23 protein-coding genes are annotated in these 26,326 nt (G+C 61.2%); 5 read left to right on the top strand and 18 right to left on the bottom strand.

Features of this window, described 5'->3' with window-relative positions:
- Window positions 1-33 precede the first annotated feature (33 nt).
- The 10 genes from PQR62_RS15555 to PQR62_RS15510 all read right to left on the bottom strand — a co-directional run bounded on the left by PQR62_RS15555 (window position 34) and on the right by PQR62_RS15510 (window position 10,777).
- Window positions 34-627, bottom strand: coding sequence for a peroxidase-related enzyme (locus tag PQR62_RS15555; RefSeq protein ID WP_408158880.1), 594 nt, complete (start codon window positions 625-627; stop codon window positions 34-36).
- Window positions 624-1,196 (bottom strand): CMD domain protein, encoded by a 573-nt coding sequence (locus PQR62_RS15550; protein WP_408158879.1) that lies wholly within the window; start codon window positions 1,194-1,196, stop codon window positions 624-626. The genes PQR62_RS15555 and PQR62_RS15550 overlap by 4 nt, the downstream gene beginning before the upstream one ends.
- On the bottom strand, window positions 1,193-2,494 hold the full coding sequence (locus PQR62_RS15545) for an acyl-CoA thioesterase/bile acid-CoA:amino acid N-acyltransferase family protein (protein WP_408158973.1): 1,302 nt from the start codon (window positions 2,492-2,494) through the stop codon (window positions 1,193-1,195). The genes PQR62_RS15550 and PQR62_RS15545 overlap by 4 nt, the downstream gene beginning before the upstream one ends.
- 50 nt (window positions 2,495-2,544) lie before the next feature.
- A complete protein-coding gene (locus tag PQR62_RS15540; protein WP_408158878.1) occupies window positions 2,545-4,134 on the bottom strand; it encodes an ABC transporter substrate-binding protein in 1,590 nt (529 codons plus the stop codon).
- 85 nt (window positions 4,135-4,219) lie between these two features.
- Window positions 4,220-5,236 (bottom strand): ABC transporter ATP-binding protein, encoded by a 1,017-nt coding sequence (locus PQR62_RS15535; protein WP_408158877.1) that lies wholly within the window; start codon window positions 5,234-5,236, stop codon window positions 4,220-4,222.
- A 19-nt stretch (window positions 5,237-5,255) separates the two neighbouring features.
- Complete coding sequence (locus PQR62_RS15530) at window positions 5,256-6,299, bottom strand: ABC transporter ATP-binding protein (protein WP_408158876.1); 1,044 nt, start codon at window positions 6,297-6,299, stop codon at window positions 5,256-5,258.
- Entirely contained in the window at window positions 6,296-7,303 is a 1,008-nt protein-coding gene (locus tag PQR62_RS15525) for an ABC transporter permease (protein WP_408158875.1), read from the bottom strand. Before PQR62_RS15525 ends, PQR62_RS15530 begins: the two co-directional genes overlap by 4 nt.
- On the bottom strand, window positions 7,300-8,274 hold the full coding sequence (locus PQR62_RS15520; RefSeq protein ID WP_408158874.1) for an ABC transporter permease: 975 nt from the start codon (window positions 8,272-8,274) through the stop codon (window positions 7,300-7,302). The genes PQR62_RS15525 and PQR62_RS15520 overlap by 4 nt, the downstream gene beginning before the upstream one ends.
- Complete coding sequence (locus PQR62_RS15515) at window positions 8,271-9,761, bottom strand: NAD(P)-binding domain-containing protein (protein ID WP_408158972.1); 1,491 nt, start codon at window positions 9,759-9,761, stop codon at window positions 8,271-8,273. The genes PQR62_RS15520 and PQR62_RS15515 overlap by 4 nt, the downstream gene beginning before the upstream one ends.
- Window positions 9,762-9,844: 83 nt before the next feature.
- Window positions 9,845-10,777, bottom strand: a complete 933-nt coding sequence (locus PQR62_RS15510; protein WP_408158873.1) for a LysR family transcriptional regulator — start codon at window positions 10,775-10,777, stop codon at window positions 9,845-9,847.
- A 343-nt stretch (window positions 10,778-11,120) separates the two neighbouring features.
- Here PQR62_RS15510 and PQR62_RS15505 point away from each other — a divergent pair, with 343 nt between their 5' ends.
- The 3 genes from PQR62_RS15505 to PQR62_RS15495 all read left to right on the top strand — a co-directional run bounded on the left by PQR62_RS15505 (window position 11,121) and on the right by PQR62_RS15495 (window position 16,508).
- A complete protein-coding gene (locus PQR62_RS15505) occupies window positions 11,121-12,341 on the top strand; it encodes an IscS subfamily cysteine desulfurase (RefSeq protein ID WP_408158872.1) in 1,221 nt (406 codons plus the stop codon).
- Between the two features lie 408 nt (window positions 12,342-12,749).
- Window positions 12,750-15,470 carry a DNA mismatch repair protein MutS gene (mutS, locus tag PQR62_RS15500; protein WP_408158871.1) on the top strand — a complete coding sequence of 907 codons (2,721 nt, stop codon included), beginning with the start codon at window positions 12,750-12,752 and terminating at the stop codon, window positions 15,468-15,470.
- Window positions 15,471-15,566: 96 nt separating this feature from the next.
- Entirely contained in the window at window positions 15,567-16,508 is a 942-nt protein-coding gene (locus PQR62_RS15495; RefSeq protein WP_408158870.1) for a hypothetical protein, read from the top strand.
- Window positions 16,509-16,619: 111 nt separating this feature from the next.
- On the opposite strand, the gene PQR62_RS15490 is transcribed toward PQR62_RS15495, so the two are convergent.
- Complete coding sequence (locus PQR62_RS15490; protein ID WP_408158869.1) at window positions 16,620-17,162, bottom strand: FKBP-type peptidyl-prolyl cis-trans isomerase; 543 nt, start codon at window positions 17,160-17,162, stop codon at window positions 16,620-16,622.
- 174 nt (window positions 17,163-17,336) lie between these two features.
- On the opposite strand from PQR62_RS15490, the gene PQR62_RS15485 reads away from it, so the two are divergent.
- Window positions 17,337-18,458, top strand: a complete 1,122-nt coding sequence (locus PQR62_RS15485; RefSeq protein ID WP_408158868.1) for a JmjC domain-containing protein — start codon at window positions 17,337-17,339, stop codon at window positions 18,456-18,458.
- Between the two features lie 417 nt (window positions 18,459-18,875).
- A complete protein-coding gene (locus tag PQR62_RS15480) occupies window positions 18,876-19,130 on the top strand; it encodes a hypothetical protein (protein WP_408158867.1) in 255 nt (84 codons plus the stop codon).
- A gap of 391 nt (window positions 19,131-19,521) precedes the next feature.
- Here the strand turns inward: PQR62_RS15480 and PQR62_RS15475 are convergent, their stop codons facing one another.
- The 7 genes from PQR62_RS15475 to htpX form a co-directional block, all read right to left on the bottom strand.
- Window positions 19,522-20,304, bottom strand: a complete 783-nt coding sequence (locus PQR62_RS15475; protein WP_408158866.1) for an MBL fold metallo-hydrolase — start codon at window positions 20,302-20,304, stop codon at window positions 19,522-19,524.
- A gap of 18 nt (window positions 20,305-20,322) precedes the next feature.
- Complete coding sequence (gene bamC, locus PQR62_RS15470; RefSeq protein WP_408158865.1) at window positions 20,323-21,495, bottom strand: NlpB/DapX family lipoprotein; 1,173 nt, start codon at window positions 21,493-21,495, stop codon at window positions 20,323-20,325.
- A 61-nt stretch (window positions 21,496-21,556) separates the two neighbouring features.
- The gene (gene dapA, locus PQR62_RS15465; protein WP_408158864.1) at window positions 21,557-22,435 is read right to left on the bottom strand and encodes a 4-hydroxy-tetrahydrodipicolinate synthase; all 879 of its coding nucleotides are present in this window, start codon (window positions 22,433-22,435) and stop codon (window positions 21,557-21,559) included.
- A 170-nt stretch (window positions 22,436-22,605) separates the two neighbouring features.
- Window positions 22,606-23,805, bottom strand: a complete 1,200-nt coding sequence (locus tag PQR62_RS15460; RefSeq protein WP_408158863.1) for a tryptophan--tRNA ligase — start codon at window positions 23,803-23,805, stop codon at window positions 22,606-22,608.
- Between the two features lie 12 nt (window positions 23,806-23,817).
- Entirely contained in the window at window positions 23,818-24,480 is a 663-nt protein-coding gene (locus tag PQR62_RS15455; protein ID WP_408158862.1) for a site-2 protease family protein, read from the bottom strand.
- A 250-nt stretch (window positions 24,481-24,730) separates the two neighbouring features.
- On the bottom strand, window positions 24,731-25,357 hold the full coding sequence (locus PQR62_RS15450; RefSeq protein ID WP_408158861.1) for an L-threonylcarbamoyladenylate synthase: 627 nt from the start codon (window positions 25,355-25,357) through the stop codon (window positions 24,731-24,733).
- Window positions 25,358-25,434: 77 nt separating this feature from the next.
- Window positions 25,435-26,310 (bottom strand): protease HtpX, encoded by an 876-nt coding sequence (htpX, locus tag PQR62_RS15445; RefSeq protein ID WP_408158860.1) that lies wholly within the window; start codon window positions 26,308-26,310, stop codon window positions 25,435-25,437.
- Window positions 26,311-26,326 lie beyond the last annotated feature (16 nt).

Here is a 26,326-nt window from a genome sequence, read left to right as displayed (position 1 = left end):
GGTGTCGTACGACGGTAAATATTCAGGCCGGCTTCAGTCTGCCGCCGCCGGAAAAACCGGCTCGCCCAGATTCAGCATCAGGCGATTGGCCCAGGCGAAGATGGCGACCGAGTGAATCAGATCCAGCACTTCCAGATCGTTCAGGCCGACATCCTTGAGCGCCTGGATATGCGTGGCGTTCAGGCCGTCCGGCTTGTCGGTCAGATCGGCCGAAAACTTCGAAATGGCCTGCTCGCGCGCATCGACGCCGGCGCTGTAGGGATCGTCGAACACCTGCTGCACGGTATCGTTGCGCTTGGCCAGCTGCTCGAAACGCTGCGCATGCACCGAGGCGCAATACACGCAGCCGTTGATGCGCGAGACCACCATCGAACCCAGCTCGCGCTCGGCGCGCGACATGCCGCCCGGCGCGTACATGATGGCGTTGAAGGCGGCCGAACGCTGGCGCAGAATGGCCGGCTGATGGCCGAGGAACAGATAGTAGTCAGAGGTCTTGGCCTTGGGATGGCTTTCTTCCAGCACCTTGATCTGGTCTTCGCTGGCCTTGTCCACATCGATCACGTCCAGCCATGCATCCCATTCCAGCACTTCGTTGGTAAAGCCGTTCGATTTGATGATGGTGCTCATGCCTGTGCTCCCGCTGCTGTGTTGACCTGCTTGTTCAGGGCGTCCATGGCCTTGAGCCCTGCCACCACCCGCACCTGATACGAAATGAAGGCAATCAGCTGCGCCAGCGCCACCACTGCCGGGGTGCTGATGCCGGCTGCCGGCAGAGTTTCGATGGCCGCCTTGTCGCCTTCGACCGGACGTTCGGTCAGCGCGCGCGTGAAGGCCAGCATGGCTTGCAGACGGCCGGCCGGCAGATCTTCCGGCACGCCCTGCTCGACCACCTTGAGTTGTGCAGCATCCGCCGGCAAGGCCAGCAGACGCTCGCGGTAATGGGCGATCAGTTCGCTGCCGCCGGTCAGACGACAGGCATACAGCGCAACCAGCAAACGCTCATCAAGGCCGATGCCTTCCAGCGTCGGATCGAACAGCGTGTCGTAGCTGCCTTGCGTGGCGGCGGCCACTTTTTCACGCTGATGGCGCAAGGTGTGAATCGGGCTGCCGGCCGGCAGGCCGGACAGGCGGTCGACGATATCCACGATATCGACGGCACCGTCACCGGTGCTGTTGTACTGCGCTTGCGTGCTCATGGCGAAACCTTTCTATCGAGTTGTGCGGCGACGGCGCGTTGCAGGAAAGCCTGCGCCTCACGCCACGAATGTGCATCGGCCAGTGCATTGGCGGCAGGCATGCCGCCGCCGGTGCTGACGCGCCCGGAAACCGGGTGCGCGTAACTGGTCTGGGTAGTCGGAACTGCGGGGAACAGGATCGAATGACCGGCCTGCTGATAATCATGCCATTCGACCGGATAAGGATGGCGGTGCAAGGCCGTGCTCACCATTTCGCAATAGCGGCTGGACGGCCACGAGCCATCGTCGCTGGCCGACAGCAGCAGCACCGGAGCGGCAATCCGTTCCACCGGAATGCGCGCACGCGCCACTGCGTCTGCATCGCGCAGCGCGGTCAGCATGGCGAGTTCATGGCGATGCGGCGCCGGACCGTCGTCGAAGGGCTTCCAGCTGGCGTGGCGATTGCCTTGCCACTGATGCGGCAGCGGCTTGCCCTGCAACAGCCAGGTCGGACCTTCGCGCCCGACCGCCGGATCGGCGGCGTTCTGTCCGCTGTGCACCAGCGCACTGGGCACATAGGCCAGCACCGCCGAGACCCGCTCAGGGAAGGTCGCCGCCAGCAACAGCACCAGCTCGCCGCCGCGCGACTGCCCGCTCAGCGCCACGAAATCGCCCGGCGGCTGCACGCGTGCGCGCAACCAGTCGAGACCGTCGCGGAAATATTCCAGCGGCGTGTTGGAGATATAAGGCGACAAACCGGGCGCCTTGAAATAGCCCAGCGCGAAAGCGGCGTAACCGCGCGAGGCATACAGCGCCGCGCGTGGCTCGTTGATGCCGCCGCCGGAGCCATTGAGGATCATGATCGCCGGATGCGGGCCAGGGCCGGCCGGCATGAACAGCGTGCCGACCAGCCCCCGCTCGCGGATTTCGGTACGCGTCACGCCTTCTGCACATAGCCGCTGCGTCAGCGTGGCCTGCGCAGCATGCCCCTGCGAGACCGCATGCAACTGCGTCTCCAGCGGCTGCTGCACATCACGGTGAAACTGTTCGCGCTGGCCGGCTTGCTCCGGCTGTTGCGACCACAGCAAGCCGGTGGCGGACACCACCTGATAGCTGTTGCCGGCCAGTTGCGCCGCCGGCGCCGTGACGGCCAGATCGACCTCGCCCTGCGCATCGGCGATGAAGCTCGCCTGACTGCTCCAGACAACGCCGTTGCGCAAGGTGCGGCTGCGCACCAGCACCTCGGCGCCGGGCGCTGCACCACGCACCACGATGCGCGGCGGGACGTCGATCAGGGCATCAGACGGCGTAACGACCATGCTGAATTCAGCGTGAAGAGTCACTGCGTCCACTGCAGCCGTCGCATCCATTACTTCTTGCCGTCCTGAGTCACCATCATGGCGGTGGTGCGATCACTGCTGACCGGCGTCACTTTCAGGCCCTTCTTGGCGGCCCAGATGTTCTGGTAGTGATACAGCGGAATCACGCCGACGTCGTCCGACACCACCTTGACCGAGGCGCGCAGAATGGCTTCGCGCTTCGGCACATCGAATTCAGCGGTGGAATCGGCCAGCGCCTTGTCGACCGCCGGGTTGCTGTAGTGGCCCCAGTTGGAGGCGCCCAGGCCCTTCTTGGTGTCCACCGTGGCCAGCACGTTGACCAGCGCGTAGCTGGCTTCGCCGGTGCCGTTGCCCCATGCCAGCATGCTGACGGCAAACTCGTTCTTGTTGGCGCGCGCCGCGTAGGAAGCCCATGGCAATACTTCAACCTGCGTCTTGACGCCGATGCGGGTCCAGAACTGCGCCACCGCCTGCGCGGTTTCAGGCGCTTGCGGATAACGGTCGTTCGGCACGTGCACCACCAGCTTGAAGCCTTGCGGGAAGCCGGCCTCGGCCAGCAGCTTCTTGGCCTGATTGACGTCGTTCGGGATGTTCTTCACGTCCGGGTTGTAGCCGAAGGTATCGGCCGGCATCCACTGATTGGCCTCGGTGGCCGCGCCTTGCAGGATGCGGTCGACGATGGCCTTGCGGTTGATCGCCAGCGACAGCGCGCGACGCACGCGCACGTCCAGCAGCGGATTCTTTTCCAGCGGCTTGCCGTTGTTGTCGGTGATGAACGGGCTGCTGCCTTCATGGAAACTCGGTTGCAGCAGCAACACGCGCAGACCGTTGTATGGATACACCTTGATGTTGGGCGACTGCTTGAGCTTGGCCAGATCCGACACCGAGACCTTGTCGATCACATCGACGTCGCCCGACAGCAGCGCGGCGGTGCGTGCCGCGGCATTATTGATGTAGCGGTAGTTGACCTTGTCCCACAGCGGCTTGGTGCCCCAGTAGGTGGCGCTGCGTTCCATCACCACGCGGTCGCCGGGCGTATAGGAAACGAACTTGTAGGGGCCGGTGCCGATCACCGCAGCGCCGCTGTTGTAGTTTTCAGTGCTGGACTTTTCGCCGATGTGCTTGCTGACGATGTGCACCGACGCCAGATTCAGCGGCAGATCAGGATTGGCGATATTGGTCTTGATGACCAGCGTCAGCGGATCCTTGGCGGTGACCGACTCCACCGTGCGCAGATAGCCGGCGAAGGTGGCGACGCTGCCCGGCACATTGCGCGCACGCTGGTAGGAGAACACCACGTCGTCGGCGGTGAAAGCCGTGCCGTCCTGCCATTTCACATTGGGGCGCAGCTTGAATTCCCAGGTCTTGGGATCGATGTTCTTCCAGCTCAGCGCCAGGCCGGGCTGCAGCTTGTTGTAGTTGTTTTCCACCAGCAGATCCCAGAAATGCAGATCCACCGAGCGGTCGCCGGCGTGGTTGTTGAGCTGAGGGTCGAGCGACGACAGCGGGTCGGCGAAGGCGATGTTCAGGTTCTGGGCATGGGCGCCGGTGGCGATGGCGGATGCTGCAGCGCCGATCAGGGCCACTGCCAGCAGACGGGTCAGTAGAGTCTTTTTCATATGCTTCATTCCTCGGTTAGTTCGTTATGTTCACGTTGAAGGTATGGCGAGCCGCTCGGTTTCTTGCTAATACGGATGTTGAAAACTAGATACGTTCGTTCAGGTGGCAGGCGCTCTTGTGGCCTGGCGCAATTTCCTTGAGCAAGGGCGCCTCCTCACGACAGCGCTGCATGGCATGCGGACAGCGCGGATGAAAATGACAGCCCGACGGCGGATTGAGCGGGCTCGGTATCTCGCCCTTGATCGCCGTGAACTGCTTGTTGCGCGCCTGCAGGCTCGGCACCTCGGCCAGCAGCGCCTGCGTGTAGGGATGGTTGGGCTGCGCGAACAATTCATCCACCGGCGCGCTCTCGACGATACGGCCCAGATACATGATCACCACGCGGTCCGAGACATGCTCCACCACGCCCAGATCATGGCTGATGAAGAGATAAGTCAGGCCCAGCTGTTCGCGCAGGTCCATGAACAGATTCAGAATCTGCGCCTGAATCGAGACGTCGAGCGCGGCCACCGCTTCGTCGCAGACCAGCATCTGCGGCTGCACCGCCAGCGCACGCGCAATGCCCACGCGTTGACGCTGGCCGCCGCTGAACTGATGCGGATAGCGGTCGCGCAAGGCCGGATCGAGACCGGCGCGCAGCATCTGCTGGCAGACGTAATCATCCAGCTCGCCGGCGCCGCCCTGCCCGGCAATATTATTCAGGGCTGCCGCCTCGCCCACGATCTGGTCGATGCGCAGACGCGGATTGAGACTGGCGTAAGGATTTTGAAAAATCATCTGCACCTTGAGCCGTGCCGCTTCCAGCTCGCGCTGCGACAGCTTGCTGCGCTCGCGGCCGTCGATCAGCACTTCGCCGGCCGAGGGCTGCAACAAGCCGCAGGCGATACGGCCCAGCGTTGACTTACCGCATCCCGATTCGCCCACCAGACCGACCACTTCGCCCGGCATGACTTGCAGATCGATCATGTCCAGCGCGCGCGTGACGGCCGGCGGCTTGCTCCAGCCACGCGCCTGCAGCATGCGGTTGAACGGGCCTGCGTTGCGTTCGCCGAAGCGCTTGCTGACGGCACGGGTTTCGATGATGGGCACTTGGGTCGTCATATTTTTTTCTGCGGCGGAATCAGCCATGACGCGCCTCCTGAGCCAACTCCGGCAGCGCCGGATGAAAGCAGCGCACCAGACGTCCGGGCAAAGGTTCGGTGATGGCCGGCGCCTGCAGGCAGCGTTCGGCCACGCGTTCGCAGCGGGCGGCGAAGGCGCAGGTCGGCGGCAGATGCAGCAGATTGGGCGTCATGCCGGGGATCTGACGCAGCCGCTGACCGCGCCGGTTATTGCCCGGCAGGCTGCCGATCAGACCCTGGGTGTAAGGATGCAGCGGATGATCCAGCACATCGGCCACGCGACCGTATTCGACGATACGGCCGGCATACATCACGGCGACCTCGTCAGCCAGCCCGGACACCACCGACAAATCGTGGGTGATCCAGATCAGCGCGGTGCCGTGCTGGCGCGCCAGCTTCTGTACTTCGGACAAAATCTGCGCCTGTATCGTGACGTCCAGCGCGGTGGTCGGCTCGTCGGCGATGATCAGGTCGGGCTTGTGCAGCAAGGCGATGGCGATCGCCACGCGCTGGCGCATGCCGCCCGAGAGTTGATGCGGATAGGCTTGCAGGCGTTCTTCCGGACTCGGAATGCCCATCATGCCCAGCGTGTCGCGCGCCAGCACGCGTGCTTCTTCGCGCGTGGCTTTGGTGTGGGCGCGTACTGCGTCGACCATCTGCGCTTCGACCCTGAGCACCGGATTGAGCGTCATCATCGGATCCTGAAAGATCATCGCGATGCGATTGCCTTGCAGATGGCGCAGTTCCTGTTTGCCCAGCGTCACCAGGTCCTGGCCCTGAAACAGAATCTGGCCGCCGACGATGCGGCCCGGCGCATCGACCATGCCGAGTATCGAAAAGCCGGTGACGCTCTTGCCGGAGCCGGACTCGCCGACCAGACCGAGAATGCGGCCGCGTTCCAGCCGCAGCGAAACATCGTCGACCGCCGGCAGCACGCCGTCGGGTGTGAAGAAGTGGGTGCGCAGGCCGCGCACTTCCAGCGTTGGCGGCGCGCTTGCGGCGGGGCTCGTTGCAGCGGATTGCGGGTTCGATTGCGGATTCATTTCTGCCACCTGGGATTCATGATGTCGCGCAGCCGGTCGCCGACCAGATTGATGGCGACGATCACCACCAGCAGCGTGATGCCTGGGTAGAAGCTGATCCAGTATTCTCCGGACAGCATGTATTGATAACCGTTGGAAATCAGCAGGCCCAGCGAGGGCTCGGTGATGGGCACGCCCAGACCGAGAAAGCTGAGCGTGGCTTCCAGCGTGATGGCGCGCGCGATCTGCAGCGTGCCGATGACGATCAGCGGCGGCAGACAGTTCGGCAGGATGTGGCGCACCATGATGCGCCACGAGGAAATGTTGAGGCCGCGCGCCGCCTCCACGTATTCCTTCTGCCGCTCGACCAGCGCCTGACCGCGCGCGGTGCGGGCGTAGTAGGCCCACTCCAGCACCACCAGCGTGGCCATCACATTGAAGATACCCTTGCCGACGTAGGCCAGGATCAGCATCGCCACCAGGATCGAGGGGAAGGACAGCACCAGATCGGCGAAGCGCATCAGCAAGGTATCGACCTTGCCGCCGACATAAGCCGCCAGCAAGCCGACCAGCGTACCGATCACGCCGGCGATCAGGGCCGAGCCGACGCCGATGCCGACGCTGATGCGCAGGCCGTACAGAATCGCGGAATACAGATCGCGCCCCTGGGCGTCGGTGCCGAGCCAGTAGCTGAAGCGACCAAGGCCGTTGGGCGAACCGGGATGCAGACGCGCATCCAGCACGTCGAGCTGCATCAGGTCGTAGGGATTTTGCGGCGTCAGCCAGGGCGCCAGCAGCGCGCCGAGGATCAGCAGGATCACCACGATCAGGCCCAGCATGGCCGACTTGGACGACACGAAATTGCGCACCACGCGGCGCCACGGCGATTCGCGGTGCGGCGCGGTGAAGGCCGACAGCTCGGCCACGCGCGCGCGCACCTGCTCCTGCGTCAGGCCTTGCAGCGGCGCTTCGGGCAGCTGTTGCGCAGCGGATGAATTCAGACTGGTCTCGTTCATGCTGCTCATGCCTTGGCCTCCAGGCGCACGCGCGGATCGAGCACTTTATACAGCACGTCGACCAGCAGATTGAGGAACACGAACAGACACACGATCACCATCAGATAGGCCACGATCACCGGACGGTCGAGCGCATTGATGCTGTCCAGAATCAGCTTGCCGGCGCCGGGCCAGGCGAAGATGCTTTCGGTCACCACCGCGAAGGCGATGGTCGAGCCGAACTCCAGACCGAGCACGGTCGCCAGCGGAATCAGGGTATTGCGCAACACATACATGGTCACCACGCGCATCGGGCTCAGGCCCTTGGCGCGTGCAAACTTGACGTAATCCATCGGCAACACCTCGCGCACGTTGGCGCGCGTCAGACGCATCACCAGCGAGATCTTGAACAGAGAAAGATTGAGCGCGGGCAAGATCAGATGCCGCCAGCCGTCGGCCGTGAGCCAGGACCACTGCACGCCGAACAGCGACGCGGTGGCGCCGCGTCCGCCAGAAGGCAGCCAGCCCAGCGTCACCGAAAAAGCCATGATCAGCATCAGACCGATCCAGAAGGTCGGCAGCGAAAAGCCGAGGATGCTGCCGGTCATCACCAGCCGCGACAGCGGATGCTGCGGAAACAGGCCGGCCAGCAAACCGAGCGGGACACCGATCATCACCGCCAGAATCAGCGCGGCGAAGGCCAGCTCCAGCGTCGCCGGCAGACGCTGAAAAATCAGGATGATGGCCGAGGTGTTGTAGACGAAACTGTTGCCCAGATTGCCGTGCAGCGCGCCGTTGAGGAAGGCCAGATACTGGCGCCAGACCGGCTGATCCAGCCCCAGCTCCTTGATGATGCGCAGCCGATCGACCTGATCGACGTCCTGCCCGATCAGGATATCCACCGGATTGCCGATCATGTGCAGGCCGAAGAAGACGATCACCGTCATCAGCAGCACCACCATCAGCGCCTGCAGGACGCTCTTCGTGATCGCCGCGGTCATCGGTGCGGCTCCCCGGACGGCAGCGCCCATTCTGCCGGCGTCCATTCGTCGCCGATCAGTTCCGGCTCTTCATAGATCTGGATATTGGCGTAGTGGTATTCCACGTCTTCGCTGTACATCAGCGAAGCGATGCCTTGCGCCAGACGATAGGCGCCATCGCTGATGGCCGGGATGTCGCCCGACACGGTGCCGTGGCTGGCGGTGGCCGGGTAGCAGAAACAGTGCACGCGCTCCAGGCCGGGCATGGCGCCGGCCTGCCGGGGCTGGAATTCGAATACCGGGCCGAGATAGGGCGAATCGGCCAGTTCGGTATCTTCGTCGCCGGCCGGCGGCGTATAGCGCTCACGCCAGGTCAGAATATGCGGAGCGATGGCGGCGTACTCCGGACGCACGCTCCAGTCGACCTTGAAGCCGGTGGAAAAGATCAGGAAATCCAGATCCAGCCGGCCGCGATTGGTGTCGAATTGCAGCACGCCGTCATTGACCGCGACGCCCTTGATCGAGGTGCCCAGCAAAAAGCGCGCATTGGCAAAACGCGATACGCGCCGCGTGCTGCCCGACGGCGGCGGCACCTGCTGCGCGTTGACGTAATGGCGGATGCGCCACTTCCAGGCATCGGGCAGATGCTGGTGACCATTGACCAGCCCCGGATTGCCGGAACCCTTGCCCTTGTTGACGCGCGGCAGTTCGGTGCGGCGGATCAGCAGATCGACGCGGGCGGCGCCGTTTTCCAGAGCGGTGGCAGCGCTGTCCATGGCCGAAGAACCGCCGCCCACCACGCCCACGCGCTTGCCCTTGAGCGTGGCGTAGTCGAGCAGGTCGGAAGAATGCGCCCAGCGCGCGCGCGGCAATTGTGCGGCCAGCGGCGGCACGTAAGCGCCGCCCAGACCGTCACGCCCGGTGGCCAGCACGACTCGCCGCGCCAGTACCGAGGACTCGCCCTGCGGCGATGTCAATTTCAGTTCGACCACGCCGTCGGCGCGCGGCAACACGGCCAGCACCTTGTGTTCATTGCGGATGTCGAGCTGCATCGCGCGGCGGAACCAGCGCAGATAATCCATCCATTGCATGCGCGGAATCTTGTCCAGCGCATCCCAGGCGGCCAGGCCGAACTGCGCCTCGAACCAGGCGCGGAAGGTCAGCGCCGGAAAGCCCAGCGCGGGGCCGGTCAGGGTCTTGGGAGAGCGCAGGGTTTCCATGCGCGCGGTGGTGGCCCAGGGGCCTTCGTAATCGAGCGGCGACTGGTCGTAGATGACATTGGGAATGCCGAGATGCGACAGCGCCACCGACGCCGCCATGCCGGCCTGACCGCCGCCGATGATGGCGACGTCGAGCACCGGCACGCCGTCGCGCTCAGTCTTCGGCGTCCACGACTTGCCGGGCAAGGCCAGCCATTCCAGATCCTGGCGCAGGCGTGCTTCCAGCGCCTCGAGGCCGATCGGCGCGGCCGGCGCGGTCGGCGCGTTCTGCTCACTGCCGCTTGCGATTGTTTCTGCTGTTGGACTATTCACGATGCTCGCCCTTCCCCGGCGGTAAATTGTTATTGCGTTCTGAGTATTGCGCGCACGGCTTACAGCAAGTCGTCGTGCTCCGACGCTTCACGTTTGACGAAGCCGTGCAGGATGTCGCGCGCGGCGATTTCTATCGCCTCGATCAGCGCCTGCGTGGTAGCTGTCAGCGGCTTGCCGAAGGGCGTCACCACACCGAAGTAAAACGGAATATGCACTGCCAGCGGCTTCACCACCAGACCTTCGATGGGCATGCCCAGCGCCGTGATCGGCTCCACCAGCGCCACGCCCAGGCCGGCATGGGCGGCCATGATGGCGTTGAAGGAAGTATTGGTTTCCAGCGCCACATCGAGCGGCTTTTCGCCGGCCAGCGCGCCGTTGATGCGCTGACGCAGGCGATAGCGGTTGGACATGGTGATCGCGCGCTGCCCCTGCAAAGCATTGACGTCGATGCAGTCCAGTTGCGCCAGCGGATGATCCTTGCGCATCACCGCCACGCAGGGCGCTTCGCCTATCCAGTGCAGATCAAGGCCGCGATGCGCGACCGGCAAACTGATCAGCCCGAGGCTGACGGTGCGGTGCAAGACCGAGTGCGCAACCTGCTCGGCCGAGGCGCTGCGCAGATGAATGTGTTCCGGCAGATGCCCTTTGGCTTCGACCAGCTTGAGCGCGGCCGGGGCGATGGTCGAGGCCAGCGCCGGCGTCGCCACCAGATGAATCGGCTGCAATATGTCGCGGCCGATTTCTGCGGCGCGTTCGCGGATCGTGCGCAAACCGACCAGCGAACGCTCGACTTCTTCATACAGCAGAAAAGCCTTGTCGGTCGGCGTCACGCGCGGACCGTTGCGATCGAACAAGGCATATCCGAGCTCGCCTTCCAGCTCCTGAATCGCCTTGCTGACCGCCGGCTGTGAACGGCCGAGACTCTTCCCGGCGCCGGTAACGCTGCCGATGGTCATCACTGCGGAGAAGGCTTCGAGCTGGTTCAGATCCATTTTCAATATATTTATATCGATTTATATCGTTTTGGAATTATAAGAACATATTTATTCGATTTAAGTATAATCATTTTGCATAAGTTAATGCGAAAGATACAGATTTGTGCTTGGAAGCCTTGCGCCATAAGGTGTTGCGAGATTGCTGCAATGCCGTATTCAGGCAGGCGATAAGCAGTCGAAATCGCGAAAAATTCATGTTCTGATGGGTTCAGAACCGATTTACTTTGGAAGATCGGCCTCATTAGCACGAAATTTGCATATAGAAACTTGTTTTAATTTGTTTTTCATATAAAAGAAGTGGCGTAATTTATCTCTCGTTCTTCAACGGAAAATTTCTCCCATGTCCAGCTCATCGCCATCCTCATCTGCCCAGCCTGCCTCGCCTGCCTGTAGTACGGCCACCGGCCTGCAATTTCCCATCTATCTCGATTATTCGGCGACCACGCCGGTCGATCCGCGCGTGGCGCAAAAGATGATCAGCTTTCTGACCGAGAAATTCGGCAACCCAGCCAGCAATTCGCATTCGCTGGGCTGGGAAGCCAAGGCGGCGGTCGAACATGCGCGCAAGCAGGTAGCGGCGCTGGTGGGTGCCAAGGCGAGCGAGATCGTCTGGACCTCGGGCGCCACCGAATCCAACAATCTGGCGATCAAGGGCACAGCGCAGGCGCTGCGCGAGCGCGGCCGCCATCTGATTACCGTCAGCACCGAACACAAGGCTGTGCTGGACACCATGCACACGCTGGAGCGCCAGGGCTTCGAAGTCACCTATCTGCAACCGCAGGCCAACGGCCTGATCACGCTGGAGCAGTTTGAAGCGGCGATCCGTCCCGACACCATTCTGGCGTCGGTGATGATGGTCAACAATGAAATCGGCGTGATTCAGCCGGTACAGCAACTCGGTGAAATCTGCGCCGCGCGCGGCATCGTGTTTCATGTGGATGCAGTACAGGGCGCCGGCAAGATCGCCATCGATCTGCAGACGCTGAAGGCTGATCTGATGTCCTTCAGCGCGCACAAGGTCTACGGCCCCAAAGGCATAGGCGCGCTGTATGTGCGCAGCAACCCGGCGCTCAAGCTGGAAGCGCAGATCGACGGCGGCGGCCATGAAAACGGCATGCGCTCGGGCACGCTGGCGACGCATCAGATCGCCGGCATGGGCGAAGCCTTCGAGCTGGCCAGGCAGTTGCTGACCGAAGAAGGCCCGAAGATCCGTATATTGCGCGACCGCCTGTGGGCCGGCCTGCGCGAGTTGCCGGGCGTACAACTGAACGGCGACGCCGAACGGCGCATTCCGCACAATCTGAACGTGAGTTTCGACACCAGCGCCGCCGACGGCATCGCCGGCCAGCTGCTGGGCATTGCGGTATCGGCCGGTTCGGCCTGTAACTCGGCCAATGTGGCCCCCTCTTATGTATTGTCGGCACTGGGCTGCCCCGCCCCGCTGGCGCGCAACGCCATCCGCTTTTCGCTGGGCCGCTGGACCAGCGAGCAGGAGATCGACTACGTCATCGATACCCTCAAGGCCTTGCTGGGCACACGCAAGGAAACTGCGTCGGCCTGATGAGCCCTTGCGGTTCGCGCACGCCGCAATATTAAGAGGCCTCAGCGATGAGGCCTCTTTTCATTCATGAGATTGCGCCCTTCTCCGGATAGTCTTGATATCTGTGCCTCTGCTCCTGACGCACCCGGCAAGAACTGCCCCGCCGGTCCGGAAAAATCCCGCTGAAGTTGCCTTCAGGCAGCCCCGCCCACTGGCTGCCCACGCCCATTGCGCGTACAATCCCAGCTCAATTGTTGCGGGCTTTGGCCCGCATTTTTGATGGTTGCGCCGCCGGCCGTTTTTCTGCCCGGCCGACGCCGGTTTCCGCAGCGCCCAACCTCGGGCCGGCCTCGCAGGCGCACACAGCTACCCGCCAAATCCGTTACCTGAACCTGAACCCCATCAGGAAAGAAATAAAGACCGAGCTTGATGACTAAAAACGATCTCTCCGCCCATACACCAATGATGCAGCAGTACCTGCGCATCAAGGCTGAATTCTCGCAGACGCTGGTGTTCTACCGCATGGGCGATTTTTACGAACTGTTTTTCGACGATGCCGAAAAAGCTGCGCGCCTGATGGGCGTGACGCTGACCCAGCGCGGTTCCTCCAATGGCACGCCGATCAAGATGGCGGGCATTCCGTTTCATGCCGCCGACCAGTATCTGGCCAAGCTGATCAAGCTGGGCGAATCGGTGGCGATCTGCGAACAGGTCGGCGATCCGAGCACCGGCAAAGGCCCGATGGAGCGCAAGGTGGTGCGGGTGATTACACCCGGCACGCTGACCGACTCCGATCTGCTGCCGGAAAAAGCCGAACGTCCGCTGCTGTCGCTGCAGATCGGCAGCAACAAGCAACGCAAGACGGTGCACGTCGGCCTGGCCTGGCTGTCGATGGCCAGCGGTGCGCTGAAGCTGATGGAATTCTCGGCCGAAGGTGCAGTGCTGGAAGCGCGCCTGAAGCAGGAACTGGAACGCATCTCGCCGGCCGAAGTGCTGGTCGCCGAAAGCCAGTTGCAGCAATGTGCACTGCTGTTGCCGGGCAAGGCGACCACCCTCCCTGACTGGCATTACGATCTGCCGAGCGGCCACAAGGCGCTGCTCGATCAACTCGGGGTCGCCACGCTGGACGGTTTCGGCGCGCAAGGCCTGGACGTTGCCACCGCCGCTGCCGGCGCGCTGCTGCGCTATGCGCAATCGACCCAGGGCAAGGGCTTGCAGCACGTGCGCGCGCTGACGGTGGAATCGGAAAACGAATTCATCGGCCTCGATGCCGCCACCCGCCGTAATCTTGAAATCACCGAAACCATTCGCGCACAGGATGCCGCGACGGTCTCCCCGACTCTGTTTTCGCTGCTCGACCATTGCCGCACGGCGATGGGTTCGCGCCTGCTGCGTCACTGGCTGCATCACGCGCTGCGCGATCAGAACATTGCCCGTTCGCGCCATGCGGCAATCAATGCACTGATGCGTACCGATGCCTGCTCCGGCCTGTCGGCTACGCTGGCGGGCGTGCCCGACATCGAGCGCATCACCACCCGCATCGCCCTGCAATCGGCGCGCCCGCGCGACCTGGCGGGACTGCGCGCCGGCCTGCAGCAGCTCGGTTCGCTGCGTGCCTATGTCGCCATGTGCGGGCGCGACGCCGAAGCGCCGCTGCTGCAACTGCTGCACGATGCGCTGGCCACGCCGACCGAATGCGTCGATCTGCTGGAGCGTTCCATCATGCTGGAACCGGCGGCCATGGTGCGCGACGGCGGCGTGATCGCCAGCGGCTACGATGCCGAGCTGGATGAACTGCGCGGCCTGTCGGAAAACGCCGGGCAGTTTCTGGTCGACCTTGAAACGCGCGAACGCACGCGCACCGGCATCGCCAATCTGCGCGTGGAATACAACCGCGTGCACGGTTTCTACATCGAAGTCACGCACGGCCAGACCGACAAGGTGCCGGACGATTATCGCCGCCGCCAGACGCTGAAGAATGCCGAGCGTTACATCACGCCCGAACTCAAGGCCTTCGAAGACAAGGCGCTGTCGGCCAAGGATCGCTCGCTGAGCCGCGAAAAGTTTCTCTACGAGCGCGTGCTCAACGAACTGGCGCCGCACATCATCACGCTGCAGGCCATCGCGCATGCACTGGCGCAGCTCGACACGCTGGTGGCGCTGGCCGATCACGCCTCGCGCAATAACTGGTGCGCGCCGCAGCTGGTGAGCGAACCGACCATCGCCATCGAGCAAGGCCGCCATCCGGTGGTGGAAAACCAGATCGAACGCTTCATCGCCAACGATTGCTTACTGAGCGCGGAACGCAAACTGCTGCTGATCACCGGTCCCAACATGGGCGGTAAATCGACCTTCATGCGGCAGGTGGCGCTGATCACGCTGCTGGCCTATGTCGGCAGTTTCGTGCCGGCCGCCAGCGCGGTGATCGGCCCGATCGATCGCATCTTCACGCGCATCGGCGCAGCCGATGATCTGGCCGGCGGGCGCTCCACCTTCATGGTGGAGATGACCGAATCGGCCGCCATTCTCAACAATGCCAGCGAACATTCGCTGGTGCTGATGGATGAAGTCGGACGCGGCACCTCGACCTTCGACGGTCTGGCGCTGGCCTGGGCCATCGCCAAGCATCTGATCGAAGTGACGCGCAGCTTCACGCTGTTCGCCACCCACTATTTCGAGCTGACGCAATTGCCGGAAGTCCACGTCACTGCTTCCAACGTGCATCTCTCGGCGGTGGAGCACAAGGACAGTATCGTGTTCCTGCACGCGGTGCAGAGCGGCCCGGCTTCGCAGAGCTACGGTCTGCAGGTGGCGCAACTGGCCGGAGTCCCGGCGCCGGTCATCCGCGCTGCACGCAAGCATCTGAGCGCGCTCGAAAGCCAGTCCATGCAGCCGACGCCGCAGTTCGATCTGTTCAGTTCGGTGTCGTATGCCGCGGCCGATGAAACGCAGGAGAATGATGTTAATCGCAGTGAAGAACCCGCTGCGACGATTGCCATCGATCCGGATCCGCACAGTCTGGCGCTGCTGCAATCGCTGCAGGAGATCGATCCCGATGCGCTGACCCCACGTCAGGCGCTGGATGCGCTGTACAAGCTCAAGCAATTGAGCAGCGCTGCCGGCGCCGGGGCCATTTCAACGGCAAGCTGAACATGCATCCTGCGCGGCCCCGGCAGTGCCTGCCAGTTCTGCTCCGTTCTGACCGGTTTTATCACGCATCACCCTCGTCATGAGAGAACCTGCCGCATGAAATGCATCGTCCACGCTGCCGTGATCCTGACGCTGAGCGCGAGCTGCCTGCTGGCGCCGGCGCTGGCCGTGGCGGCGCCGCCTGATTTTTCCTTCGGCATCATCAATCATGCGGTAAAGAACAGTGATGAAAGCATGCTGCGGCGGGCGATCACAGAAACCGATGCCGACAATCTGGCCTTCGTGGTGGTCAACGGCATCAAGTCGCCGACCGAGGATTGCAGCGATGCGCTGTACGGCCAGCGCCGCGATCTGCTGAATCAGGCGCAGAACGGCCTGATCATGTCGCTGGCGGCCAGCGACTGGGCGCTGTGCAAGGATGAGGCTCAGCAATCCGACGCCATCGAGCGTCTGAGCCGGGTGCGCGAGATGTTCTATGGCGGCGAGTTGTCTTTCGGCGCCAGCAAGCTGCCGCTGCTACGGCAGTCGCTCACCGCGAAATTCCGCAGCTATACCGAAAACGCGCGCTGGGAATTCGGCAATACCTTGTTCGCCACCGTGAATCTGCCGGCCAACAATAATCACTTCCTGCAAAGCGGCGGCCGCAACAGCGAATTCGAAGATCGCCTGATTGCCAATCGCAACTGGCTGCAGCATCTGTTCGCCTATGCCGCCTTGAAGAAATCGGGCGCCATCGTCTTCTTCACCGACGGCAATCCCTTCGGCCCGCCGCCCAAACGCTCCTTCCTGCGCACTCAGCGCGACGGCTTTTCCGAAACGCGGCGCCTGTTCAGCGAGCTGTCCGAAAAATTCCGTGGCCGCGTGCTGATCGTGCACGGTGAGATGTCCAAGACCTCCGGCGAAAAGCAGCCCAATCGCATCGCCTGGACCGGCAATCTGGGCCAGGTCGGCGTCGGCGACAAGTGGCTGAAGATCAATGTGCATGAAGCTTCGGCACAGATTTTTTCGGTGGCTGCATCGGACCAGAGCAAGCCCTGAAAGAGAGATAGATTAACTGCAGGATCGATGCCGCAATGAGCATCTGAGAAATAAAAAAGCCCGCCAAATTTTGGCGGGCTTTTTTCTGAACGGTCGCTCAGTCCTCAAGCATCAGTTCAGCGGCTGGCTGCGGAAGTGATCGCCTGCGGCGCCGTCGTCTTCATCGTGGTGATGGTGATGATGGCCATGCGGGCCGTGCACGTGTTGGTGCTGGGTTTCTTCTTCGCTGGCTTCACGCACGTCGATCACGTTCAGCTCAAAACGCAGAGCGATGCCGGCCAGCGGATGATTGCCATCCAGCACAGCCTTGTCTTCGGCGACTTCCGTGACGGTGAAGATCACTGCGTCTTCGCCCGACTCATCCGGCGAACCTTCGAATTGCATGCCGACTTCGATAGGCGAAGGCAGACGGCTCAGCGGCTCGATCTTGACCAGTTCGGCATCGTATTCGCCGAAGGCATCTTCCGGCTCGACCTGAATCGTGACCTGATAGCCCTTTTCCTTGCCGTCCAGCGCTTCTTCAATCTTCGGCAGGGTGTTCTGATAACCGCCGTGCAGATAAACCATCGGTTCGCTGCTTTCTTCGATCAGGCTACCTTGAGCATCTGACAATTTGTAGTTTACGGAAACTACGGTGTTCTTTACGATTTTCATCGGTGTCCTTTTCTCTCTGAGAGTTTGATGTGTCCTGGAACTCATTGCAGAGCTGTCGCGCAGTTGCAATGCCGGAATACCGGGCAGAATTTACTGGCCCGAATTATAACCCGCCTCGCCGTTTGACTCCTCTGTTTGGCAGCGTTCCCCGGCGCCCGCGCCTATAATGTCGCCATGAAAAAAATGACCTTGCTCGGCGGCCTCACGCCCGCCCAATTCCTGCGTGATTACTGGCACAAGAAACCCTTGCTGATCCGTCAGGCGATTCCCGGCTTCTCGGCGCCGATTCCGCGCGACGAGCTGTTTGCGCTGGCCGAACGCGACGATGTCGAGTCGCGCCTGGTCAGCCATGAAAAATCAGGCTGGCAATTCGAACACGGCCCCTTCGGCACGCTGCCGCCGCTCAAACGCAAGGAATGGACGCTGCTGGTGCAGGGAGTGAATCTGCATCACGCCAGCGCCGATGCGCTGCTACGCGAATTCCGCTTCATTCCCGATGCGCGTCTGGATGATCTGATGATCAGCTACGCCAGCGAAGGCGGCGGCGTCGGTCCGCATTTCGATTCCTATGACGTGTTTCTGCTGCAGGCGCATGGCCAGCGTCGCTGGCGCATCAGCGCGCAGGATGATCTGACGCTGGTCGAAGGCGCGGCACTGAAGATTCTGAAGAACTTCAAGCATGAGCAGGAGTTTGTGCTGGAGCCCGGCGACATGCTGTATCTGCCGCCGCACTACGCGCACGACGGCGTGGCGCTGGACGAATGCATGACTTATTCGATCGGTTTCCGCGCGCCCGCTTATCAGGAGCTCGGCGAGTCCTTCCTGCAATTCATGATGGATTCGATCGAGTTGCCGGGCCGTTTCGCCGATGCCGATCTGAAGCCGACCAGCAAGCCGGCGGAACTGCCGGGCGATATGATCGAACGCGTGCGCGATGAGCTGAACAAGATCCGCTTCACGGACGACGACATTTCGATTTTCCTGGGCGAGTATCTGTCCGAACCCAAGGCTTCGGTGTTCTTCAATTCTCCTGCGCAAGCACTATCGTTCGCGCGCTTCGGGCAGGCGCTGAAGAAGCGTGGTCTGATCCTGGACCGCAAGACGCAGATGCTTTATCGCAATCGCCACATTTTCATCAATGGCGATTCATTCGAAGTGAATGGCGCCGACAAGAAAATATTGAGTCAACTCGCAAACGCGCGCGCACTTGAAAATAATGAGATCAATGGCGCATCGGAAGATTTGCTCGATGCCTTTCATCATTGGTATGAAAGCGGCTGGGTGGCGCTGAAATAAAAACGCCAAGCTGACGAATTCATGACAAATTGCGCGCCATGTGAATCAAAAATCAACACCCGGTGGATGTGTATCAAGAAGCACAGAAAGATGTCCCAAAAAGTTAAGAAATTTCTTGTTCCGGATCAGGGAAATCACGCGGAAAACCGCATCAACAAAGGCTGTTGATGCATATTCGAATGAGATGTAAGTTCTTACAAATTCTTACCAAAAAGAACGATTCTCATGTGATCGCGCAAAAAAGTGGCTATAATAACGGGCTGGAAAGTTTTCAATGTAAATCGCAGATCCCGCGGTAAAAAGAAGCAAGATCCGAAGCAAGAACGCGGGATTTTTGGAGACGGCGAGAACATCCTGTAGAGCGATAATTACCGGTAATTATTCATCGCAAAATTTTTAAATATTGAAGGAATATTCATGAAAAAGACTCTGTTGATCGCATCGTTGTTGGCTGCTGTTGCTCTGGCTGCTTGCGGCAAAAAAGAAGAAGCACCTGCTCCTGCACCAGCACCAGCCGCTGAAGCTCCAGCAGCACCAGCAGCCGCTCCAGCACCAGCTGCTGAAGCTCCTGCAGCCGCAGCTCCTGCTGCTGACGCAGCTAAGCCAGCTGATGCTGCTCCTGCAGCACCGGCAGCTGACGCAGCTAAGCCAGCTGACGCACCTGCTAAGTAATCTCCGGATTACTTGCACTGCAAAAAAGCCGACCTTTGGTCGGCTTTTTTTACGTCTGCATTTCCCCTCTTCCGCTTTCCTCCTGCTCTTCATCCTTGCCCTCAGCGGCATCGCCCTCACTGCCAACGCGAGGCCTGCGGCTTGAGCGGCTTGATTCGGCTTGCGCCCGGCAGTGATGGCTGATCCGCCCGATTGCGTCAGCGCATTGTCAGATCCCCTGGCACGCCATAGACGCGATCACGCACGACTCCAGGCCCTTCCAAAGCCGGGAGAGAAACGAGTGAAGATGCATGAAAAGAAAGCTCTCTGAGATCGCCTGTCGCGCATCACCGGAATTCTTGCCACCGATGACATCGCAATAAGTTCATCGCCTCCCGCACCAGAGCACCACTCAAACCTGTGCAATATCGAGCCAGTCGAAACCTTCTTGCTGGCAGGCGATGCGTATGCCCTCAAAACCTTCACCCATGGCTTGCATCAAGGCGGCATGCGCCAGCGCGGGCGTATTGTTTTGCTGACTCAGATGAGCACCGACTACGCGCTTGAGCCGGCTGTGGTCGAGTTGCGCCAGAATTTGAGCGCTGGTGTCGTTGGCCAGATGGCCGTAGTCGCCGCCGATGCGGCGCTTGAGAGAAGGCGGATAAGGCGAGTCGGCCAGCATCTGGCGATCGTGATTGCATTCCAGCAGCAACGCGTCGCAGGCGCCCAGCGCTTGCACCAGATGTGAGGTCGACTGACCGGCATCGGTCAATACGCCGAGACGATGCACGCCATCTGCAGCGACATACTGAATCGGCTCGCGCGCATCGTGCGGCACGGTGTAGGGATGGAGTTCGAGGTCGCCGATGGCGAGCCGATCGCCGTCGCGGCAGATGCGGATGTCGACGTCTTTGATATCGGCCTGCACTGCTTGCCAGGTGCCGTAACTGAGCCACACCGGAATTTTGTAACGACGCGCGAATTTGAAAACGCCGCCGACGTGGTCGCTGTGTTCGTGCGTAACGACAATCGCGGAAATCGAATCCGGCTGCACGCCTATGCGCAGCATGCGTCTTTCCGTTTCGCGCAAAGCAAAGCCGCAATCCAGCATGACCGTGGTACTGGTCGTGCCGGATGCGGCTGAGATCAGCAGCGCATTGCCTTCGCTGCCGCTGCCGAGGCTCGCGAACTTCATTGCGGCCTCGTGATTTGCTTACTTGAGCTGATCGTTCAGCAGGCCGAGGATCTTGTCGGCGGTCTGCGAAATTTCAGGCTTGCCGTCATTGTCCAGGACCGCAATGCTGCTGCTGTCGCCGCTACCCTTGATCTGGATGCGATAACGTGCCGCCTTCTTTTCCTTGTCCTTGGAGCTGGTGAACAGATTCGAGAAGAAGCCGCCGCTATCCTTGTCCTTGGCGTCCTGATTCTGATCGACGTAGCGCACGAAGTACAGACCTTGGGTACGGTCACGATCTTCCACCGTGAAGCCGACGCGATCCAGCGCCAGACCCACGCGGCGCCATGCGCGCTCAAAGCTTTCATCCACCTGCACGGTCGAGCCGTTGGCCGTCTTCAGCAACTTGGAACGGGCCTGCAGCGAAGGCGCATTGGCGACCATGGCCTTGGCCTTGGTTTCTTCAGCACCGAGGCGCACCATCAGACGCGACAGGAATTCTGCTTCCAGGCCCGGATCAGAAGGACGTGCCGTCCACACCGAAGTTTCCTTGGAGGAGCCGGTCAGCACTTCTTCGGCGCCGCGATGGCTGATGAAGATCTCGGTGGTGCCGTTCGGGCCGCGCTCGAGGCGGGTGCGGAACTTGTCGCGCTCACCGGTCGAATACAGCGAGTCGAACACCTTGCCCAGCGTGTTGCGGATGAAGTCTTGCGGAATCTTGGCGCGGTTTTCGGCCCAGTCGGTTTCCATCACGCCGGTGTCAGGCGAATCGACGTTGATCAGGAAACCGCTGTCCTGCCAGAAATCCTTGATCGGTTGCCACAGCGCATCCGGCGATTGCTTGACCACCAGCCAGCGCTGGGTGCCGTCGCGCTCGACGCGGATTTCATTGCCCTTGCCGGTAGGCGCCACAGCGGATGCATCGACCGCCGGCTTGACCTGCTGCTCCAGGTTGTAGCCGGAAGCAGTGGCCACACCCTTGTTCGCTTCAGGAATCGCGTAGCGGTTGTCGCGTTGCAGCTGGGTCAGATCCGGCGGCACTTCAAGACGCGGGCCCTTGGCCTTTTCTGCGCTTTTGTAGTCGATACGATCGCCTTCCAGCATGTTGCTGACGGCCGAGCATCCCGCCAGGCTGGACAGCGCCAGTGCGAGGATGACACTACGTTGTGTGAGAGTGCTGAATACAGGACGAACGTTCTTGCTATTAGTCATATCGTTACTATCGAAAGCGGAATCGGGGTTCAAGAGGGAAACGCTGCTACCGGCCAGCCTGTTATTTTAATACACCGGATTCGCGCAAAGCCCCGCGAACGGTATCGTGGAAACCCTCGCCCAGCGGCGCCAGAGGCAGACGCATACCGGGACCGATCAGGCCCATCTGCTGCATGGCCCACTTCAGCGGCACCGGATTCGGTTCCACGAACAGCTTGTTATGCAAAGGCAGCAGCTTGTTGTTCAACTCAATGGCGCGCGCCAGGTTGCCGCTCATGGCGGCCACGCACAGTTCGTGCATGTCGCGCGGCGCGACGTTGGCGGTCACGGAAATATTGCCGGCGCCGCCGTACAGCATCAGCGCGATCGCAGTCGCGTCGTCGCCGGAGTAGATGGCGAAGGATTTCGGCGCCAGGCGGATCAGATCGGTGCCGCGCGCGATGTTGCCGGTCGCGTCCTTGACGCCGACGATGCCCTTGACTTGCGCCAGACGCAGGATGGTCTCGTTGCTCATGTCGGCAACGGTGCGGCCCGGCACGTTGTACAGGATCACCGGCAGATCGACAGCCTCGGCGATGGTCTTGAAGTGCAGGTACATGCCTTCCTGCGTCGGGCGGTTGTAGTAAGGCACAACCTGCAGCGACGCATCGGCCCCCACCTTCTTGGCGAACTCGGTCAATTCGATCGCTTCAGCGGTCGAATTGCCGCCGGTGCCGGCGATGATGGGGATGCGTTTGGCCGTATGCTCGACCGCGACCTTGATCAGTTCGCAGTGCTCTTCCATCGAAACGGTAGGGGATTCGCCGGTCGTGCCGACGATGACGATGCTGTCTGTTCCCTCGGCGATGTGCCAGTCAACCAGCTTGCGCAGGCCGTCGAAATCGAGGCTGCCGTCCGGATGCATGGGAGTGACGATTGCAACAATGCTGCCCTTAATCATGATGTTCGTAGCGTCTTGGTCAAAGTAAAAGATCGATTGTAGCGGATAGGAACCCTTATCGGTTCAAATTCATGGTGCGGCGGACTCTGTAAAACGCTGCAAAAGCTGCCTGCAGGCCCGTCCCACCTTGATTTTCCTTGCGGTTTCCACTGCCAATCCCGAATTTCTTTCTAATAGGCAAGCCCCATCGCTTCGCGCACGTCGCGCATGGTGTCTTGCGCCATCTTGCGCGCAGTATCGCAGCCGTCGGCCACGATCGCGCGCACCAGCGATGGATCGTCGAGATACTGCTGGGCGCGCTCCAGCATCGGTTGCTGCTCCTGCAAAATCGCGTCGATCACCGGCTGCTTGCATTCCAGACAACCGATGCCGGCGGAACGACATCCCTTGGCGGCCCAGTCGCGTGTCGCTTGCTCCGAATACACCAGATGAAACTGCCACACCGGGCATTTGTCCGGATCGCCGGCGTCGCTGCGGCGCACCCGCTGCGGATCGGTCGGCATGGTGCGCACCTTCCTGGTCACCGACTCTTTATCTTCGCGCAGCGCAATCGCGTTGCCGTAACTCTTGGACATCTTGGCGCCGTCCAGGCCGGGCAACCGCGAGGCTTCGGTCAGCAAGGCCTGCGGCTCGGTCAGGATCAGCTTGCGGCTGCCTTCCAGATAGCCGAACAGGCGCTCGCGGTCGATCATCGACAGGTTCTGGGCATCGTCCAGCATGGCCTTGGCCTGCTCCAGCGCTTCCTCGTCGCCCTTCTCCTGGAATTGCGTACGCAGTTCCTGATACAGCTTGGCGCGCTTGCCACCCAGTTTCTTGACCGCTACGCGCGCCTTTTCCTCGAAGCCCTTTTCCTTGCCGTAGAGATGATTAAAGCGGCGCGAAATCTCGCGCATCATCTCGATATGCGGAATCTGGTCTTCGCCCACCGGCACCTGACTGGCGCGGTAGATCAGTACATCGGCCGCCTGCAAAAGCGGGTAGCCGAGAAAACCATAGGTCGACAGATCACGATCCGTCAATTTTTCCTGCTGATCCTTGTAGGTCGGCACCCGCTCCAGCCAGCCCAGCGGCGTCGCCATCGACAGCAGCAGATGCAGCTCTGCATGCTCGGGCACGCGCGACTGGATGAACAGCGTCGCCTGCGAGGGATCGACGCCGGCTGCCAGCCAGTCGACCACCATGTCCCAGGTACTGCTTTCGATCAGACCAGGATCGTCGTAATGGGTGGTCAGCGCGTGCCAGTCGGCCACGAAGAACAGGCATGGCAATTCAGCCTGCAGCTTGATCCAGTTTTTCAAGGCTCCATGGTAGTGGCCGAGGTGCAGCGCCCCGGTGGGGCGCATGCCGGAAACGACACGATCAGGATACATAGCGGCGGCTAGTTACTTGAGAAAAAAGAGAATCGGCGAAGTAATCAGTTGCAGCAACAGACTGGCCACGTACATCACGGGCGCCATCCACCAGGTGTAAATCACTTTCAGCAACACCAGCGCCATGACGATGAAGAAGCCATAGGGCTCGATCTGCGCAAACTTGTAGGCATATTTATTCGGCAACCAGCTGATCAGCACCCGGCCGCCATCGAGCGGCGGAATCGGAAACAGATTGAAGGCCAGCATCACCAGATTGGTCAGCACGCCGGCCTTGGCCATCAGCATGAAAAACTCTTCCTGCACATTGCCGATCGCCAAAGCGTAGATGATCAGCGTCCAGATCAATGCCATCAAGAAATTGGCGGCCGGCCCGGCCAGCGCCACCCAGGCCATGTCGCGCTTGGGCTTGCGCAGCCGGCCGAATTCGATCGGCACCGGCTTGGCGTATCCGAACAGGAAGGCGCCGCCGGTGGCGAAGTACAGCAGCACCGGAATCACGATGGTGCCGAAGGGATCAATATGCTTGATCGGATTGAGGCTCATGCGCCCCAGAGAATACGCGGTATTGTCGCCAAAAAACTTTGCGGCGTAAGCGTGCGCTGCCTCGTGCAAGGTAATGGCGAAGAGCACCGGGAGCGCGTAGACCGCAACAGTCTGGATAAGATCGTTCATGGGCCGGAATTCTAACAGAGCGGGCAGCTGCACCCGGTTAATCGGAGAAAAAGGAAGGATGGCCGGCGCTGACAAGCGCCAAACCTTGCTAAGGAACGCCAAGCGCGGTCAGCAAATGGAAACAGGATGTTAAAAAAACATCGGCTGAGAATCAGCATTTGATGAAGAGCAGCCCAAGCGGCGCGGCTGGACAGGCGCAAGGCATGGGCGACGTGCGCCGATATCATTCAGCATCTGCGTCGCGACAAATTTACAAACCGAACAGCGCGGCATCGCCCCGCCCTTGCCGCACCAGCACCGGCTGGTCGTCATCGGTGAGATCGATCACGGTGGTCGGCTCCAGACTGCAGGCGCCGCTGTCGATCACCAGTTCGATCTGCTTTTGCAGATGCTCGCGGATGTCTTCGGCATTGGTCAGCGGCAGCTCTTCGTCAGGCAGGATCAGCGTGGTGCCGAGCAGCGGCTGGCCGAGTTCTTCCAGCAGCATGTGGGCGATGCGGTTCTCCGGTACGCGCAGGCCTATGGTCTTGCGCGAGGGATGGCTGAGACGGCGCGGCACTTCCTTGGTCGCCTCCAGAATGAAGGTGTAGGCGCCCGGCGTGGCCGCCTTCAGCAGACGATACTGGCGATTATCGACCTTGGCATACTGGGCGATTTCGCTCAGATCGCGGCATAGCAGCGTCAGATGATGCTTGTCGTCGACGCCTCGGATGCGGCGCACACGCTCTACCGCGTCCTTGTTGTCGAGCTGGCAGACCAGCGCGTAACAGGAGTCGGTCGGCAAGGCCACGATGCCGCCGGCGTGCACGATCTGCGCCGCCTGCTTGATCAGCCGCAGTTGCGGATTGTCGGGATGAATTTCAAAAAACTGACTCATGATATCGATTCCAAAACCAATATCCGGAAATGCAAAACGGCGGTGTCGCCACCGCCGCCCGGATGAAATTAATAAGCTCAGCGCTGACCGCGCAATGCCGCAATGCGTTGTTCCAGCGGCGGATGCGAAGAAAACAGCTCCATGAAACCCGGCTTGTCGTTGATGCCCATGGCGGCCATCGATTGCGGTAAACCACTCACGGGAATACCGCCCAGACGCGCCAGCGCATGCATCATCGGCTGCGGACTGCCGAGCAGACGCGCAGAGCCGGCGTCGGCGCGGAATTCGCGATGGCGCGAGAACCAGGCCACAATCATCGAGGCGCCGATGCCGAACACCACCTGGCACACCATCACGGTGACCATGTAGCCGATGCCTGGGCCGGAGTTGTCGTTGTTACGGCGCAGGGCCGAATCGACGAAGTAACCGACTACCCGCGACAGGAACACCACAAAGGTATTCACCACGCCCTGGATCAAGGTCATGGTCACCATGTCGCCGTTGGCGATGTGCGCCACTTCGTGGCCCAGCACCGCTTCGACTTCTTCCTTGGTCATGCCCTGCAACAAGCCGGTCGACACCGCGACCAGGGCAGAATCCTTGAACGCGCCGGTGGCGAAGGCGTTAGGTTCGCCCTCATATACGGCGACTTCCGGCATGCGGATGCCGGCGCGCTGCGCCAGCTTGCCGACCGTTTCCAGCAGCCAGTGCTCGGTGGAGTTGGCCGGCGCCTCGATCACGCGCGCGCCGGTCGACCATTTGGCCATGCTCTTGCTCATCAGCAAGGAAATGATAGATCCGGTGAAACCGACCACCAGCGAAAACACCAGCAGCATCGGCAGATTGAGGCCGGAGCGCGTCAGGAAGCGGTCGACGCCAAGCAGCGACAAGATGACGCTCATCACCACCAATACGGCAATATTGGTTGCAACAAACAGCAAAATCCGTTTCATCGGGAAAGCTCCTATC

This window comes from Herbaspirillum lusitanum (assembly GCF_046025995.1).
Classification (GTDB): domain Bacteria; phylum Pseudomonadota; class Gammaproteobacteria; order Burkholderiales; family Burkholderiaceae_D; genus Herbaspirillum; species Herbaspirillum lusitanum_A.
Note: the sequence above shows the minus strand (reverse complement) of the source record. Positions and strands in the feature narration are given on the sequence as shown.